Genomic DNA, 15,032 nt, shown 5'->3' on the forward strand with positions numbered 1-15,032 from the left:
ATTCTTTGTAAGTTTCTTAAATCCCAAGCTATCAAGGGATCTTCCAAATCTCCAAACATCATTAAAATGGCTCCTTGTAATTTAGGCTTATTCTAATCTATATAAATAGACAGCTCAACAGCCAAACCAATATTTTTGTGTAGACGATACCAGGCGATCGCTACTGTTAGGGAAGCGGATGTAGAGAATCCGGGTGGAAGGCTGCGGATGAGGGTTGAGAGACATCAGCGGTTTGCCTTTTGGATATCGCCACTGAAAGTTAGAAAGCCGCGTCAGCCACCATCTCCGAGGCGATAGCCTTTACCGTAGACAGTATGAATCAAAGCTGTCTCTCCAGCCGCTTCAATTTTGCGGCGCAAAAGCCGAATCAAAGCGGCTAAAACGTTACTGCTGGGTTGTTCTTCTGGGTTCCACAAATGTTGATGAATTTGGGCGTGAGTTAGCAACTGCCCAGCGTGACGCATAAAATATTCCAGCAGCTGAGTTTCTTTTTCTGATAACTCAATGGTGCGTCCGTGACGATAGGCTAGCTGGTTTTCACAATCTAGTTCTAAATCTCCAATCTGAAGTAGGTGAGGACGGTTGTGCGCCCCTACAGTCACCCTGATAGGCGCATCGGTCGCGGAACGACGCAGCAAGGCGCGGACTCGTGCGAGTAACTCTCGCAGTTCAAACGGCTTCACCAGATAGTCATCCGCACCGGCGTCCAAACCCAGCACGCGGTCGTCTATGGTATCTTTGGCAGTGAGAAAAAGGACGGGTGTAGCATCTTTGCGCGATCGCATCTGCTGACAAATCTCCAACCCGGCAATCTCCGGCAGCATCCAATCGAGAATCAGCAAGTCATAGCCTCCTTGCAGCGCCATCTGGCTGCCAGACGCCCCATCGTAAGCCAAATCAACGCTGTAGCCTTCACGACTTAGCACGCGACTCAGCGGTTCAGTCAGCTCAACTTCATCATCCACCAAGAGAATTCGCATCACAAAAGTTATGAATTATGAGGTATGAGTTATGAGTTACCTTTTGATATTCAAAACTCAACACTCAACACTCAGAACTCTATTCTATGCTTACCGTTGCATTGCCCAAAGGCGCACTCTTATCTGATAGCATTCGGCTGCTGCAAAGTGTCGGACTCGACTTTAGTGCCTTCAAAGATTCTGCCAACCGCCAACTCCAAATACAAGACCCCACCGGCACCGCCAAAGCGCTACTGGTAAGGGCGCAAGATGTCCCAGTTTATGTGGAATATGGGCAAGCGCATTTAGGGATTGTCGGTTACGATGTTCTACGGGAGAAAAACCCCCAGGTTGCTCATCTAGCTGACCTCCGGTTTGGTCTTTGTCGGCTGTCAGTGGCGGTACGGTCTTCTAGCCTTTATCGGTCAGTCTTGCAACTGCCGCCCCACGGTCGAGTCGCGTCTAAGTTTGTTCATTGTGCCCACGAATACTTTGAAAGCTTAGATTTACCCGTAGAAATTGTGCCTTTGTATGGTTCCGTAGAACTAGGGCCGATTACCGGGATGTCGGAGGCGATTGTAGATTTAGTTTCCACGGGTCGCACCCTGCGCGAAAATGGCTTGATCGAGATTGATACACTATTTGAAAGTACGGCGCGGTTAATTGCCCACCCTCGGAGTTACCGCCTCAATACGGGTGATATCCATCAATGGGTTGAAGACCTTAGAAGTGCTGTTTTAATCAATTGCTAGCGCAAGGCGATCAAATGGACGAAACAATCAGGATTTGCTCGGTTGATAAAAATGCTTGGAGTTCAATTGTGCAAGGTTTTGACCCGAATATTCTCCAAAACGTGCTAGAAGTCTATGGCGCTGATGGAGAGAAAGTAGGAACTCTGTGCGAATCGGTAGATGGCAAATCCTACATCAACGGGCAACCTGAAACGGCTTACCTATCTCTACAGGCAGCTGCTACAGCACTGGTGAAAGGGGAACAATGAAGAAAGTAGAAAGAAGATAGCTTTGGCAGCATGACTCAATCCCCGCTTCTGACGGAAACTTATGGAAAAGAGCGATCGCGCGTTCGTGAAAGCGACTGGCGACTCTTCCTGCGCCTAGTCCCCTACGCCCGGAAAAGTGGTCGCCTGCTGATAATTTCCATCCTGTTGTTAGTGCCGCTGTCAGTCGCAGGGGCAATTCAACCGATCATCGTGGGGCAAGCAATTTCGCTGATTCGTGGGGAAGCAGTTTGGTCTTTTCTTCAAGGTAAAGGCTTGTTGGAAGGAATTAATCTTCTGGCCGTTTTACTGCTGGTAACGATGATCGTTCGCATGGTGTTCACCGCCGCCCAAGGTTACACGGTGCAGAAGGTGGGACAGCAAATTACCGCCGAGATTCGCACTGACTTATTTCATCACGTCACTTCCTTGGCGGTGCGATTTTTTGATCGCACCCCCGTGGGACGATTGATTACCCGCCTCACCAGCGATGTAGAAGCCCTGGGGGATGTCTTTTCCACAGGTGCCATTGGCATTGTCAGCGATCTAGTGTCGATTTTAGCGATCGCCATCACCATGTTTTTGCTGCAATGGCAGCTGGCATTGATGCTAACACTGATGTTGGTGCCGGTGACGGGTTTGATTATTTACTTCGAACAGCAGTACCGCAAAGCCAATTACAACGCTAGAGAAGAACTCTCTGCACTCAACTCAACGCTGCAAGAAAACATCGTTGGAGTGAACGTCGTGCAGCTATTCCGGCGAGAGAAATTCAACTCAGAACTGTTTCGGGTAACGAATCAGCGGTATATCGAAGAAGTAGATAAAACTATCTTTCACGACTCAGCCGTATCAGCCACATTAGAGTGGATTGCACTGGTAGCGATCGCGGGCGTACTCTGGTTAGGCGGACAAATGATCATGGGCAAAGCCCTCAGTTTTGGCACCCTCTCTGCCTTTATCTTGTATGCCCAGCGTCTATTCGATCCCTTGCGACAATTTGCTGAAAAATTTACCTCCCTGCAAGCTGGTTTCACCGCCGTCGAACGCATCACCGATATTCTCAGCGAACCGATTGAAATCCGCGATCCTGAAGGTACACAAAAGCAGCTTGTAGAGACGCAATTTATCCCGTCTGGATCAGAGGAACCGAGGAGAATTTCCCATTCCCCATTCCCAACCGCCAAAGGTGAAATTCGCTTTGAAAATGTCTCCTTTGCCTATAAAAATGATGAATACGTCCTCAAAGACCTGAACTTCACCATCCATCCCGGCGAAAAAGTCGCTCTCGTTGGTCCCACGGGTGCTGGTAAAAGTTCGATTATTCGCTTGCTGTGTCGCCTTTACGAAACCACTGAAGGTCGCATTTTCCTTGATGGTGTCAACGTCCGAGACTTACCCCAAAAAGAACTGCGGGAACACATGGGCGTCATCCTCCAAGATGGCTTTCTGTTTGCCGGTGACGTGAAGAGCAACATTACTCTAGGAGATACTTACTCCTTTGAAGAAATTCGACAAGCCGCCGAAAAAACTAATGTTGCCAGTTTTATCGAACAACTGCCTCAAAGCTACGATACCCAACTTAGAGAACGAGGCACCAATATCTCTAGCGGGCAAAAGCAACTCTTAGCATTTGCCCGTGCCGCTATCCGCAATCCCCGTATTTTAGTGCTAGATGAAGCAACAGCCAGTCTAGACGTAGGTACAGAAGCTTTAATTCAAGATGCCCTCGACAAATTGCTGGAGGGACGCACCGCCATTATTATCGCTCACCGTCTCTCAACCATCCGCAATGTAGACCGGATTTTGGTGCTGAAGCGAGGGCAACTGGTAGAGTCGGGCAGCCACGATGAATTGTTGCGCCAAGGCGGATTGTACGCCAGTTTATATCAGTTGCAAATGTTAGGCGCTTAAGAAGGTAAAAGTAAAAAGGCAAAAGAAAGATTCTTGTCTCTTTCTTTTGCCTTTTTACTTAATTAGGACTTACGCAACTTGCGCGACATCTGAGGGCAACCACAGGGGGATTGAACCGACAAGAACGCTATATGTATAAGCTTTGCGTAAGTCCTGTTAATTAAACAAACGTGCCATTTGACTGCTTGCGTTGAATGCCAATCACCGAAGGACGCGGTGGTCCTTGAGGATTGCCCTCAATATTGCTAGGCCAATTACTACCACGAGGAACCGTGCGTTGTTGGTTAAATAGAGTGCCATTCAAGTCCAGCATCTCAATCGTTCGACTTAGGGTTTGCTGAGGAGTAAACGGGCAATCTTCACCAGGGTGCTGCACCGCCAGGATCAGCGTATCCCCGATAAAAGTCGGCCCCGTCATCTCGCAACGCGGCGGGCCATAGGCAAAGGGTACGATTTCCCCGGCATCCGGGCCAGTGGTGGGAATGAAAAAGAGCCAGTTATTTCCAAAAACCCCAATCAGGTTAGAAGTTTGAACATTGAGATTAGAATCATCCACACTAGGGGAGTTAGCACCCACTACCCTGTGGTCTATCAGTAATGGAGTTGCGGCAGCACCAACATCAAAACCATTGTGAGCGCTCGTAGACATATCCGTGACGCCCCAAATATTTCCTTTGGGATCAAATGCCAAGTTATCCACATTGGCAAAACCAGAACCCGGTTCTGCTCCTGCTTCCCCACCTTTAGCAAATCGCTGCCAGCGGAAAGTTGTACCCGTGCCATCCGAGCTGTTTTCCATAATTTTGAACAGTTCGCCCGAAGGCTGTCCGGCGGTGACGGCAGGGCTGTACTTAGAAATCACAAAGATTCGAGAGTCGGGGTAGCCATCGCTTCCCGCCGCACCATCCGTGTAGGCAATAAATACTTCCTTAGTGCGAGGATGAACTTCGATATCTTCGGGACGTGCGGTGGGAGTGGCTCCCATTAAGTTGGCAGCTAAGAAGGCATCCACGAGGACAGCCCCTTGGCTGGTGTAAAAATTGGACAGCTTTTTACCTTTGTAATCAGGTAGAAGCGTGGCTTCATTAGTTGTATCTACATTTAAGGCACCACCATCTGTGGTTTGGCTAGCAATCCCGTTCCGTTTGGGTAGTTTAATCAAACCATTCCGGCTCGCTTTGCCTAGTGCGGCAATTTCTTTAGAGCCAAGAACGGAGGGCGGAATCGGATTGGTAGCAGCATTCAAATCCAGGGGAATCCACGTTCCTGTCCCGTCAGGATTGTAACGGGCGACATACAGCGTCCCATCCTCAAATAAAGCGCTGTTGCTCTTGCTATTGGGGGCAGAAACTGTGCCTTTGCTGATAAATTTCCAGGTGTGTCCCCCACGTCGGTCATCACCCATGTAGGCAACTAATTTTTTCCCAGCTTCCGCCCGCATGGCGATGTTTTCATGACGGTAACGACCCAAGGCGGTGTGTTTGCGAGGGCGGAAATTCGGGTTACTCGGATCAATTTCCACCATCCAGCCGTATTTTTCGCCGACCAAGCCAAATTTTTCCCCAGTGGTACCGGGGGTGTAGCTAGTCTGAGTGCCGTCAGGCTTCACAAATTCTGTGACTCCCACAAAAAAGGCTGTGCTTGCCTGAAAGTTTTCTTCCGCTGAGAGGATGGTTCCCCAGGGAGTGGTGCCGCCAGAGCAGTTGTAGCCAGTGCCAATGATTTTATTACCCAGCCCATCTACACTGAGAGGAAATACTTGAGTGGCAGCGAGTCCCGTACCCAGCAGGTAGTTTTGATCGCCTTTCTGGTAGCTCTTGGAACCCCAAGAGGTAATGGTTTTATACTGATCGGAACGCTCGCTGTTAATCCCTAAACCGGAAAGACCATGAATGCGTCGATTGTTGGGATCTTTAACAATCGAATAGCGTCCGGCGCGATTTTGGCGTGACATCCGCAGGACAGAGCCACCCATGTTGTACATGATTTCGCCCAACAGGAGAAGACTGGTTTTGTCAGCCGGTAAACTCTGCCCGACGACCAAGGGATAAGATTCAGGCAATCCTGCTAAATCCGCTGGGACTTCAGGGAGTGCAAAAGCAAACGGGTAGGAGACATACTCGTGATTTACCCAAAGGTAGCCATCGTTGGGGTTTCTGCCATCCAGGGGAACGAAGCCGGTGTAGTCGCAGTTGTAGCCAAAGTATTCTTCTTGGTTGGGGAAGACGCGATCGCCCCAACGTACAATCACATAACGTTCGTATTCTGGGGGTACCACTACATCATCAATGATGTTGTAGGTGCCTAACCGAGTATCAGTAGCAGCATTTAGTACGCTTCCTTGATTATTAATTGCTGTAGCGTAAAAACTTTTTTGCTCTTGGTAAATCGGTAAAGGATGTGGCAAACGCACTGGGGTAAATTTCAGCGATGGAACCGCTTGGGCAACGCTAGGATTGCTGCCAAAACGCTGTCTCCCCAAAGTAGGAGCTAGTACAGCAGTACCGGCACTCGCCCCAAAAAAAATTAGTAGCTGCCTGCGACTGAACTTAGACATTAAATTCCCTCTCTTTTTGGGATCGCAATAATCAAAAATCTTGAGTCATTATTTGGCAGGAATTTAGTCGAGCTAAGCTCTATAACTTAAACAGTCAGCCAAAAATGCTGCGAACTTCAGCGAAGCCACAGCATTCATGTCAACTGCTAGTCAACGCAGCATTACCTCAAGCCATCGGCATAAGTAGATATACCTCTAGCATCATGCCTGCTTTTTGTTCTCTCTACTCGAATGGGCGGCTCCCCCATGCTCGACTTACACCGCCAAATCTGGGTGTTTCTACGCACCCTATGAATACTACTGACGTAGAATTAAGCTTCTTTAATCTCTGGGTTAATACAAGATTAATAAAATATAAATTTATCAAGAAGTTGTAAATAAGAATAAGCTTGTTAAGCCGAATTTTAGCAGGTCTTATACCCCTATTAATGTTTGCTTAACCAAAAATGCTTTTAATAGAAGTATCCGTGAAAATACTTAAGGTTAACCCAAGCCTGCTCTTAAAAATCAGCAGAACTTGAAAAAGACCTTTTTGACGGAAAAAATTAGGAGTCATTTCAATGATAAAAACGATTGGTTTTGCGGCACTTGCCATCGGTGTAAGTGTATCTTTTCCAGCTACAGCGAAAGCTGCTATCCTGAATGGAGGATTTGAAGAAGGGTTTCAGAACTGGAAAACAGTAGGCGATTATCGAATAGAAACTTCAGCTTTTGGAATTAAGCCATCCCAAGGAAAAAACCAGGCTTTTCTCTCAACTGCATACCAAGAAATTCTTGGTTTTGACAATAATTCTAATCCGATAATCGGCGGGAATGCCGCTCCCGTCACTTTCATTTCTGGCTTTGCTGAAGAAGAAAGTTTAGAAGGATTCTTAGGTTTCTCAACTTTCTTTGGCGATCAATCTTTATATGACATTGCTACCGCAGAGCCGATTGAGGGATCTGCCATCAAGCAGACTTTTAAAGCCAGTGCTGGGCAAAAGTTATCTTTTTCTTGGAACTTCCTCACTAATGAGGCTGTTGAGCAAGCTGCGGTTGATGACTTTACCTATCCTGAATTTAATGACTTTGCTTTCGTAAGCCTTCAGTCAGAATCTAGCACCCAATTCTTCAATTTAGCGGATACAATTTCAAAATTTACTGACTCTTCGAGTGTCTTTAGTAAAGAAACGGGATTCAAAACTTTTTCATACATCATTCCAACTTCAGGAGAATATACTTTAGGGATTGGGGTTGTGGATGTTGGGGATGGAACACGTATTTCAGCCTTATTGGTTGATGAGGCGGCAGTTGTTCCTGAAACTACGCCTACATTGGGTATACTTCTTTTTGGAGTGGCAACAGTAGCAGGGTTAAAGGGTAGAAAGAAAAACCCAAATTTGTTGTCTTAAAAAGATAATTTTAGTGTTTTTTCTACCTAGAGGCGCGAATAATTGCGCCTCTACTTGTATTTAATCATCCCGAAAACCAGGATCGTCTTCGCGTCTGATGGTGGATGTAGGAGTAATCGGAGGTAGGAAGGAATCAGATGAATTATAAAAGCCTAGCAGCAATCCAGAATTATCAAAATATCGAATCCAACGATCAATTTTGGGTTCTGTCTGCCAATCAGAACGATAAACTTTTGAAAATAGAAGTGGGGCTACTTGTCCTTTGATGTCACCGAAAATTCTGATATAAATTTGCGTGATATCCGGGTTTTTGGCAAATCCCTCATCAACAGAATTGCTAGCAATAGATTCTGCTTGCTCAAGCACGTCTTCAAAACTTTGATTGGTATTAGGGCTAAAAATCAGATCGATTTGTTGAAGTTCAGGTTGTTGAGTTTCAAACTGCTGAATTTGAGAGAAAACAGGTGGAGCGATCGCGCTCAATCCTGTCAAAATTAAAAATGTAGCTGAAACGATCCCGCGATGGATACCCATTGCTGTTACTCGTTAAATTTTTATGGCTTTATTTCTTCTACTGAAAGTACCTTGCAACACAGCTTATATCCGTGATAACATTTCAGCATTAACAGACTAACACTCGTAGAATTAATCAGCCACTAAGTTAGGGTTAACTCTAAGTAAAGACGAAAAACAAAACGCAGCGGTTAGGTGTCGTGCATTTAAATGAAAATCTTATCAAATGAAGCCTAACGGTGCTGTTGAATGGGAATTGCGATCGCAAACTCTGTACCTTGCCCTGGTTCAGACACGCAGTGCAATTGACCCCCGTGTTTTTCCACAACAATTTGATAGCTGATCGACAAACCTAACCCCGTGCCTTTGCCCACGGGTTTGGTCGTAAAAAAGGGATTAAATAACTGTTTTTTCATAGCTTCCGTCATCCCTAGACCGTTATCTGCAAAGCTGATAACTACACGATCGGAGTTGACAACAGGTGATATCCGTAATCATCGCAAAGGAGCCAGCATAATTCCCCGCTGAGTCGAAGATGGGAGAGGTAGAAACAATTGCCCATCGAAACGAGCCATCTTTGCAACATAACTTGAAATCAATCTTGTCTTTAATACCTTGGTGATGAAGCTTGACTTGGCGGGCAGCGATCGCTTTCCCTTCATCATCCATGAAATCAAATAGCGGTCTACCCTGCATCTCCTCAATGCTGTAGCCAAGCATTTCTGTCATTGTGCGATTGACAAAAACCGTCTTGCTTTGGGCGTCGATCACCCAAATTCCTTCTAAGGCAGTCTCAATAAAGTGACGATAACGCTCTTCGGATTCTCGTAGCGCCTCCTCAGCGGCTTTGCGCTCGGTAATATCCCGCGAGATGCCAATCAGACCAATCACGTTACCACAAGGTTCGCGCAAAACGCTTTTGGTGGAAAGATAAGTCTTGGTGATGCCCATGATGGTAACAACTTCCTCAACCACCTCAGCTTTTCCCGATGCCATAATGCGGCATTCAGTCTCTGTGAGTTGACAGGCAAGTTCAGGTGACAACAACTCGGTATTATTCTTGCCGATAATTTCCTCCACCGGCTTACTCAGAATGGTGCCAAGACCTGAATTAGGCATCACCACCCGGTATTGTAGATCCTTGACAAAGATGGCATCGGGGGTTCCTTCAATGACTTCCTGCAAGAGGCTATAGCTCTGCTGGAGTGCCGCCTCAGTGCGCTGGCGCTCTAGCATCTCTTCCTGCAATTGCTCGTTGGCTTTCCTAAGTTCAGCCGTCCGCTCTTCCACCCTGATTTCTAGCTCAGCCTTTGCCTTTTTCAGCGCTTGCTCTGCCTGGTGACGCTCGGTAATATCAATCCCCGTACCGATGATGTACTTGACCCCACCAGAGGAGCCGAGCAGCGCCGTATTCGACCAAGCAATCAAACGGCGATCGCCATCTCGCGTTAACCAGTAGTTGTCATACTGGTTTGGGAACTGACCAGCTTGAAGATTTTTAAAGACAGCTTTGACAGGTTTCACTTCTTCTGGCAGCAAAAACAAATCCCAGAACGGTCTGCCTTTGACTTCATCCGCCGCGTAAGCAGTGGTTTGCTGGCAGGCTTGATTGAAAAGGACGATTCGCCCCTGGGTGTCGAGAACCACCACCAAAGTTGCTGCTGTATCCAGAACAGCGGCGACGAAGTTGCGCTCATCCGGCAACACTTCCTCGGTATTAAAGGTTCCACGACTTTTTGACATATTTTTTTAGATAGTTATTCCAATTTTTTGATTCTACATTATGGTGCTATTGGTTCAGATTATTTAGCTACAAAAAGTTGGACTGGTTAGCGTGTTGGAGGTGGCGGTGGATAAAGTTAACAGGATTATTAAATTCATGGGGAATACTAGCAACCATCTGAGCGACGCTGAACATTTTTTAGGCTTGAATCAGTTGAGCTTGAGTTTCTTGGAGTTCTGGCAAAGTTTGTTCCAGTTGCCAGGTTTTGTCTTGGTCAAGACGGGCAGAATTACTGGCTTCGGCGTAGAGTTCCGCGCTTGTTAATCGCGATCGCTATCTGATGTGGCAATGGCGCAAAGCAGTGCCACATCAGCGTCTGTCCAAACCAATTTTGTGCCGGATACTTAAGCGAAAGATTAGCTGTTTTAGCTAATTTTTTGGAGGTTTCTTGGAGTTATTTTCTGGAACAGATACAGCGGTAAAATTTATTTTATCTTCAGAAACTTTTGGCTCGGAAGACTGCATCAACAAAAAGCCTCCGTAATTATCCTTAATTTAATCAGTATGAAAATACTCAAGTTTTTACTTAAAAACTTACTTTTATTTTCAAAAATGCAACCAAGATATATAAAATTTTGATAAAGTCAAAGAAGAATGTATATCTAAACACAGTAAGAATTAACAAATAGGATGAGACTGACAATGGCGATCGCTAATATTTAAGATAATCAAACTAAGAGCGTCAAATTGGGATCGGCAAAATTGCTGAATCTTAATACTTATCCAAAAACCCATCGTGCGAACTAAGTAAGATTACGACAGAAAATTGTGCAGGACGTTGCTAGAGAGCTTGGCGATCCGATAAGCTTTTGCAAAATGCCTCTGAACTGAGTGCGCCGCACACGAAACCTGTCAATGACTAATACTCCTTCACTGACGAGCCAAGATGCTGCTGAGACGAGAGCGATCGCTTCTGCCGACTCATCCATCTGGCCTAACTTGCTGCAACAGCTACTCGATCGGCAATCCCTGCCTCACGATCAAGCCGCCTGTCTGATGCAGGCATGGTTAAACGAGGAAATTCCACCCGCGCTATCGGGGGCGATTTTAGCCGCCCTGCAAGCAAAGGGCGTTTCGGCAGACGAACTTGCTGGGATGGCTCAGGTGTTACAGTCTCAATCCTCCCCACTCAGCCTACAATCGCCAATCCTCAGTCCGGTCATTGACACTTGTGGAACTGGGGGAGATGGGGCATCAACCTTTAATATCTCTACAGCCGTTGCCTTTGTTGCCGCTGCGGCTGGCGTCTCAGTCGCCAAACATGGCAATCGTTCGGCTTCGAGCAAAGTTGGCTCGGCGGATGTCTTGGAAACGCTGGGAGTCAACCTGAACGCCAGCAGTGAGAAAGCACAAGCAGCACTTGAGGAAATCGGGATTACCTTTCTATTTGCACCCGGTTGGCACCCAGCGCTCAAAGCTGTGGCACCGCTGCGGCGAACCTTGAAAGTGCGGACAGTATTTAATTTACTAGGCCCCTTGGTGAATCCGTTACGCCCCACAGGGCAGATCATTGGCGTGTGCGATCCCAACTTGGTAGTGACGATTGCCCATGCTTTAGGGCAGTTAGGAACTCAGCAGGCAATTGTCCTGCACGGACGCGAGAAACTGGATGAAGCGGGGTTAGCAGACGCGACAGATTTAGCAGTGCTGTCCGGTGGTGAGGTACAACTGGCAACGCTGCATCCCCAAGAATTAGGCTTGACACCGGCACCCACGGCGTCAATTCGGGGTGGAGATGTCGAGGAAAATGCCGAAATTTTGCGCGATGTCCTTCAAGGAAAAGGAACATCCGCGCAGCAGGATGTAGTGGCCTTGAATGCGGCGTTGGCACTCCAAGTTGGCAGCGCTATCGCAATGGGTAGTCATGCAGAGGGCATTGCGATGGCTAGAGAAATCTTAGGTAGCGGTACTGCCTGGTCGAAGTTGGAGCAGTTAGTTGAGTTTCTGAAAAATTAGCGAATGGCTAATCTGATTATGAATGGGCAAATTGACGAGTGCTGGTAGCATCCTGGGCGATGTCTATCGTCCTCCATTCAATCGGATTTGCCAAATGCGATCGCATTCTCACACAGCACCCACTTATCTCTTATCCCAACCGCCTGTGAGATGATAACTTACCAACTAAGAACTAATTTCTAAAAACTAACCACTACCTTATGTCTATTTCTTCTGCTCAACCAGCTTTGCTCGTCCTTGCCGATGGCACGTCGTACAAAGGCTGGTCTTTTGGTGCCCCTGGAACAGCCATCGGTGAAGTGGTCTTTAACACGGGTATCACCGGCTACCAGGAAGTCTTGACAGATCCCAGTTACTGCGGTCAGATTGTCACCTTCACCTATCCAGAATTAGGCAACACTGGCGTCAATCTAGATGATGAAGAATCGAATGGCCCCCAAGTGCGGGGCGCGATCGCTCGTAACATTTCCTCCCGTCCCAGCAATTGGCGTTCCAGCCAGTCTTTGCCCGATTATCTCAAGCAACACCACATTCCAGGCATTTACGGCATCGATACCCGTGCCCTTACCCGGAAGATTCGCTCCGCTGGTGCCATGAATGGGGCGATTTCCACCGAAATTCTTGACACCGCTGAATTGCTGAAGAAAGTGCAAGCAGCTCCCAGTATGGCAGGGTTGAATCTAGTTCGGGAAGTTACGACTGCCAACGTCTATGAGTGGTCTGACCCCACAGAGTCGAGTTGGGAATTCAGCCCTGGAATCCCCTCAGACAGGGAGGAAGCCCTCACGGTTGTCGCCATTGATTTTGGCATCAAACGGAACATCCTGCGGCGTCTGGCGAGTTACGGTTGCCGCGTGGTCGTGGTTCCCGCCAATACATCCCCTGAAGAAATTCTCAAGCACAACCCGGATGGAATTTTTCTTTCCAATGGTCCCGGCGATCCCGCTGCTGTTACCGAAGGCATCGAAACCACAAGGGCACTGCTAGAAAGCCAGAAACCGATGTTTGGGATCTGCATGGGGCACCAGATTCTCGGTCTTTCGCTGGGGGCTGACACCTTCAAGCTCAAATTTGGTCATCGGGGCTTAAATCAACCCGCCGGTTTTGAGAACCAGCGAGTGGAGATTACCAGCCAAAACCACGGGTTTGCCATTGATGCAGATTCTTTAAATCCAGAAGTGGAAATTACCCACCTGAACCTGAACGACCGCACTGTGGCTGGGTTGCGTCACAAATCCCTACCCTTCTTTTCCGTACAGTATCACCCAGAAGCCAGCCCTGGCCCTCATGATGCCGACTATCTGTTTGAGCAATTTGTTGAGCAGATGCGATCGCACAAGCGTATTCTTTGACTGACGATCGCATTGCCAGTCAAGCGAGTATTCCTCTCCCTCGCCCGCAAGGAGGAGGCACGGGGGATGAGGTTTGTCCCATGTGACGTGGATAGTCTTATATCCTTGACTAAGGACTAAGGACTAATCACAACAGATGGGTATATCCAGCGCATTGTGTTTTATAATAAAGCCTCGACTAAGGACAATCCAGCTAGGAGGGTGTTATTCCTGAGCCACTAACCCTAACTGTCAGCTTAAGAGGCACTCGCGAAGTTAGGGACAATTATCAGCTATTCCGCCTCACAGGCTTATTGGATGCTTTTTCCGAACCCACGTTTCGGAAAGTTATCAGCAAGTGTATTGAGGAAGGTCCCAGTAACGTTGTTCTGGATCTTTCCAAAATTGATTTTGTCGATAGCTCTGGCTTGGGCGCTCTAGTGCAGCTGGTGAAGAAGGCTCAAAGCCTTGAGGGTAGTTTGCAAATTGTTACAAATGCGCGGGTGACTCAAACTGTGAAGCTGGTTCGCTTAGAACAGTTTCTGTCATTGCAGCCTTCGGTCGAAGCGGCATTGGAGAAGGTCAAGCCAGCTTAACCTAACAGAGACGCGATCGCTCTCGCGGCGCGGATGCGCTCTTCGTATGCCGCCATGATTCGCTGTTCGCGCTTGAGGGGTGGGGGCAACAGAACCCGCCCCAATCATTTTCAAGAGTCCTGAACAGGGAATGATAGGGAAACAAAGAGCAGCGGGGCCCAGGCGTAGGAGACAAAGGGAACAGGTAATTACCAATTACCCCTTACCTACTACCCATTCCCCATCACCTGAGTTTCAGGCGAAAGCATTAAGATTAACTAGAGGGCGAGGTAGGGCATAGATGTGAGTTCACAGGAGGAAGAGTGTTCAGATTGGCTGAATACTAACCCCGTACTGGGTGAAACCAAAATATCGTTGAACTCGACCTGGGCGATCGCAAATCGCAGCACGCAAATTCAGCGGCTTTCCCCGGCGTCTTTAGCTTATCTAGGAGATGCCGTGTATGAACTTTATATCCGTAGTTTTTATCTACTGCCACCCAAGCGATCCCACGCTTATCATGACATGGTAGTGGCGCAGGTGAGAGCCGAAAGTCAGGCAAAAGCATTGCGATCGCTCGAACCCCACCTCACCAGCACAGAATTAGAAATCTTGCGGCGCGGACGCAACGCTGCGACAGGTCGCCCCAAGCGCCTCGATCCCGAAATTTATCAACAAGCTACCAGCTTAGAGACGTTGATGGGCTATCTTTACCTAACCGATCCCCAGCGATTGAACCAGCTGCTGAGCTACTTAGAGCTAAATCCACTTCCACAAGTTAAAGATTCTTAACAATATGGCCGATCAACATCGCCGACCCCATCCTCCGGGCAGAGCCAGCACCAGTCGAGGAAAGCCCATTCGAGCCAAGCGTGCCTTCCCAAAGCGTCTTGGGGAAAATCGGCTCGTGAAGCGAATTGTAGAGCAACGGACGCCCCCCGCGCGTTCCATCTCCGATGACAAGGACGCCGCTAGGGATACGCGCCCTCTCGGTAAGCATGAGCAAGTCAAGCCGATTATTCAGCGCCGAGAGCGTCAGCAAATCCGTCCCGCCTC

14 protein-coding genes and 1 pseudogene are annotated in these 15,032 nt (G+C 47.8%); 10 read left to right on the top strand and 5 right to left on the bottom strand.

The window, feature by feature from the left end:
* Positions 1-272: 272 nt before the first annotated feature.
* Entirely contained in the window at positions 273-980 is a 708-nt protein-coding gene (gene rppA, locus ACFW2W_RS22715) for a two-component system response regulator RppA (RefSeq protein ID WP_378183670.1), read from the bottom strand.
* A gap of 86 nt (positions 981-1,066) precedes the next feature.
* On the opposite strand from rppA, the gene hisG reads away from it, so the two are divergent.
* Genes hisG through ACFW2W_RS22730 form a run of 3 tightly spaced genes read left to right on the top strand, consistent with a single transcriptional unit; the run spans position 1,067 to position 3,870 of the window.
* On the top strand, positions 1,067-1,711 hold the full coding sequence (hisG, locus tag ACFW2W_RS22720; RefSeq protein ID WP_378183673.1) for an ATP phosphoribosyltransferase: 645 nt from the start codon (positions 1,067-1,069) through the stop codon (positions 1,709-1,711).
* 14 nt (positions 1,712-1,725) lie between these two features.
* Complete coding sequence (locus ACFW2W_RS22725; RefSeq protein WP_378183676.1) at positions 1,726-1,959, top strand: hypothetical protein; 234 nt, start codon at positions 1,726-1,728, stop codon at positions 1,957-1,959.
* Positions 1,960-1,989: 30 nt separating this feature from the next.
* Positions 1,990-3,870 (top strand): ABC transporter ATP-binding protein, encoded by a 1,881-nt coding sequence (locus ACFW2W_RS22730; RefSeq protein ID WP_378183679.1) that lies wholly within the window; start codon positions 1,990-1,992, stop codon positions 3,868-3,870.
* A gap of 160 nt (positions 3,871-4,030) precedes the next feature.
* Here ACFW2W_RS22730 and ACFW2W_RS22735 read toward each other — a convergent pair whose 3' ends face one another.
* Positions 4,031-6,427 carry a PhoX family protein gene (locus ACFW2W_RS22735; RefSeq protein WP_378183682.1) on the bottom strand — a complete coding sequence of 799 codons (2,397 nt, stop codon included), beginning with the start codon at positions 6,425-6,427 and terminating at the stop codon, positions 4,031-4,033.
* Between the two features lie 560 nt (positions 6,428-6,987).
* On the opposite strand from ACFW2W_RS22735, the gene ACFW2W_RS22740 reads away from it, so the two are divergent.
* On the top strand, positions 6,988-7,818 hold the full coding sequence (locus tag ACFW2W_RS22740) for a hypothetical protein (RefSeq protein ID WP_378183685.1): 831 nt from the start codon (positions 6,988-6,990) through the stop codon (positions 7,816-7,818).
* A 60-nt stretch (positions 7,819-7,878) separates the two neighbouring features.
* Here the strand turns inward: ACFW2W_RS22740 and ACFW2W_RS22745 are convergent, their stop codons facing one another.
* From ACFW2W_RS22745 to ACFW2W_RS22755, 3 genes and pseudogenes are all read right to left on the bottom strand, one after another.
* Positions 7,879-8,352, bottom strand: a complete 474-nt coding sequence (locus tag ACFW2W_RS22745; RefSeq protein WP_378183689.1) for a hypothetical protein — start codon at positions 8,350-8,352, stop codon at positions 7,879-7,881.
* A 212-nt stretch (positions 8,353-8,564) separates the two neighbouring features.
* A pseudogene (locus ACFW2W_RS22750) lies at positions 8,565-8,810 on the bottom strand (sensor histidine kinase); the annotation flags it as partial.
* Positions 8,770-10,074, bottom strand: coding sequence for a PAS domain S-box protein (locus ACFW2W_RS22755; protein ID WP_378183691.1), 1,305 nt, complete (start codon positions 10,072-10,074; stop codon positions 8,770-8,772). The pseudogene ACFW2W_RS22750 and the gene ACFW2W_RS22755, both read right to left, overlap by 41 nt.
* 106 nt (positions 10,075-10,180) lie before the next feature.
* On the opposite strand from ACFW2W_RS22755, the gene ACFW2W_RS22760 reads away from it, so the two are divergent.
* From ACFW2W_RS22760 to ACFW2W_RS22785, 6 genes are all read left to right on the top strand, one after another.
* Positions 10,181-10,378 carry a hypothetical protein gene (locus ACFW2W_RS22760; protein ID WP_378183694.1) on the top strand — a complete coding sequence of 66 codons (198 nt, stop codon included), beginning with the start codon at positions 10,181-10,183 and terminating at the stop codon, positions 10,376-10,378.
* 591 nt (positions 10,379-10,969) lie between these two features.
* Positions 10,970-12,070 carry an anthranilate phosphoribosyltransferase gene (trpD, locus tag ACFW2W_RS22765; RefSeq protein ID WP_378183697.1) on the top strand — a complete coding sequence of 367 codons (1,101 nt, stop codon included), beginning with the start codon at positions 10,970-10,972 and terminating at the stop codon, positions 12,068-12,070.
* Between the two features lie 22 nt (positions 12,071-12,092).
* Positions 12,093-12,224: a hypothetical protein gene (locus ACFW2W_RS22770; RefSeq protein WP_378183700.1), complete on the top strand. Its 132-nt coding sequence runs from the start codon at positions 12,093-12,095 to the stop codon at positions 12,222-12,224.
* A 46-nt stretch (positions 12,225-12,270) separates the two neighbouring features.
* Positions 12,271-13,422, top strand: a complete 1,152-nt coding sequence (gene carA / locus ACFW2W_RS22775) for a glutamine-hydrolyzing carbamoyl-phosphate synthase small subunit (protein WP_378183703.1) — start codon at positions 12,271-12,273, stop codon at positions 13,420-13,422.
* 206 nt (positions 13,423-13,628) lie between these two features.
* Positions 13,629-13,997: an STAS domain-containing protein gene (locus ACFW2W_RS22780; protein WP_378184039.1), complete on the top strand. Its 369-nt coding sequence runs from the start codon at positions 13,629-13,631 to the stop codon at positions 13,995-13,997.
* Between the two features lie 348 nt (positions 13,998-14,345).
* Positions 14,346-14,768 carry a Mini-ribonuclease 3 gene (locus tag ACFW2W_RS22785; protein ID WP_378184041.1) on the top strand — a complete coding sequence of 141 codons (423 nt, stop codon included), beginning with the start codon at positions 14,346-14,348 and terminating at the stop codon, positions 14,766-14,768.
* Positions 14,769-15,032 lie beyond the last annotated feature (264 nt).

The organism is Coleofasciculus sp. H7-2 (assembly GCF_042747725.1).
In the GTDB taxonomy this organism is placed as follows: domain Bacteria; phylum Cyanobacteriota; class Cyanobacteriia; order Cyanobacteriales; family FACHB-T130; genus FACHB-T130.

Bases quoted from the DNA above. Each gene is read 5' to 3' on its own strand.
- rppA (WP_378183670.1), bottom strand. From the start codon at position 980: ATGCGAATTCTCTTGGTGGATGATGAAGTTGAGCTGACTGAACCGCTG.
- hisG (WP_378183673.1), top strand. From the start codon at position 1,067: ATGCTTACCGTTGCATTGCCCAAAGGCGCACTCTTATCTGATAGCATT.
- ACFW2W_RS22725 (WP_378183676.1), top strand. From the start codon at position 1,726: ATGGACGAAACAATCAGGATTTGCTCGGTTGATAAAAATGCTTGGAGT.
- ACFW2W_RS22730 (WP_378183679.1), top strand. From the start codon at position 1,990: ATGACTCAATCCCCGCTTCTGACGGAAACTTATGGAAAAGAGCGATCG.
- ACFW2W_RS22735 (WP_378183682.1), bottom strand. From the start codon at position 6,427: ATGTCTAAGTTCAGTCGCAGGCAGCTACTAATTTTTTTTGGGGCGAGT.
- ACFW2W_RS22740 (WP_378183685.1), top strand. From the start codon at position 6,988: ATGATAAAAACGATTGGTTTTGCGGCACTTGCCATCGGTGTAAGTGTA.
- ACFW2W_RS22745 (WP_378183689.1), bottom strand. From the start codon at position 8,352: ATGGGTATCCATCGCGGGATCGTTTCAGCTACATTTTTAATTTTGACA.
- ACFW2W_RS22755 (WP_378183691.1), bottom strand. From the start codon at position 10,074: ATGTCAAAAAGTCGTGGAACCTTTAATACCGAGGAAGTGTTGCCGGAT.
- trpD (WP_378183697.1), top strand. From the start codon at position 10,970: ATGACTAATACTCCTTCACTGACGAGCCAAGATGCTGCTGAGACGAGA.
- ACFW2W_RS22770 (WP_378183700.1), top strand. From the start codon at position 12,093: ATGGGCAAATTGACGAGTGCTGGTAGCATCCTGGGCGATGTCTATCGT.
- carA (WP_378183703.1), top strand. From the start codon at position 12,271: ATGTCTATTTCTTCTGCTCAACCAGCTTTGCTCGTCCTTGCCGATGGC.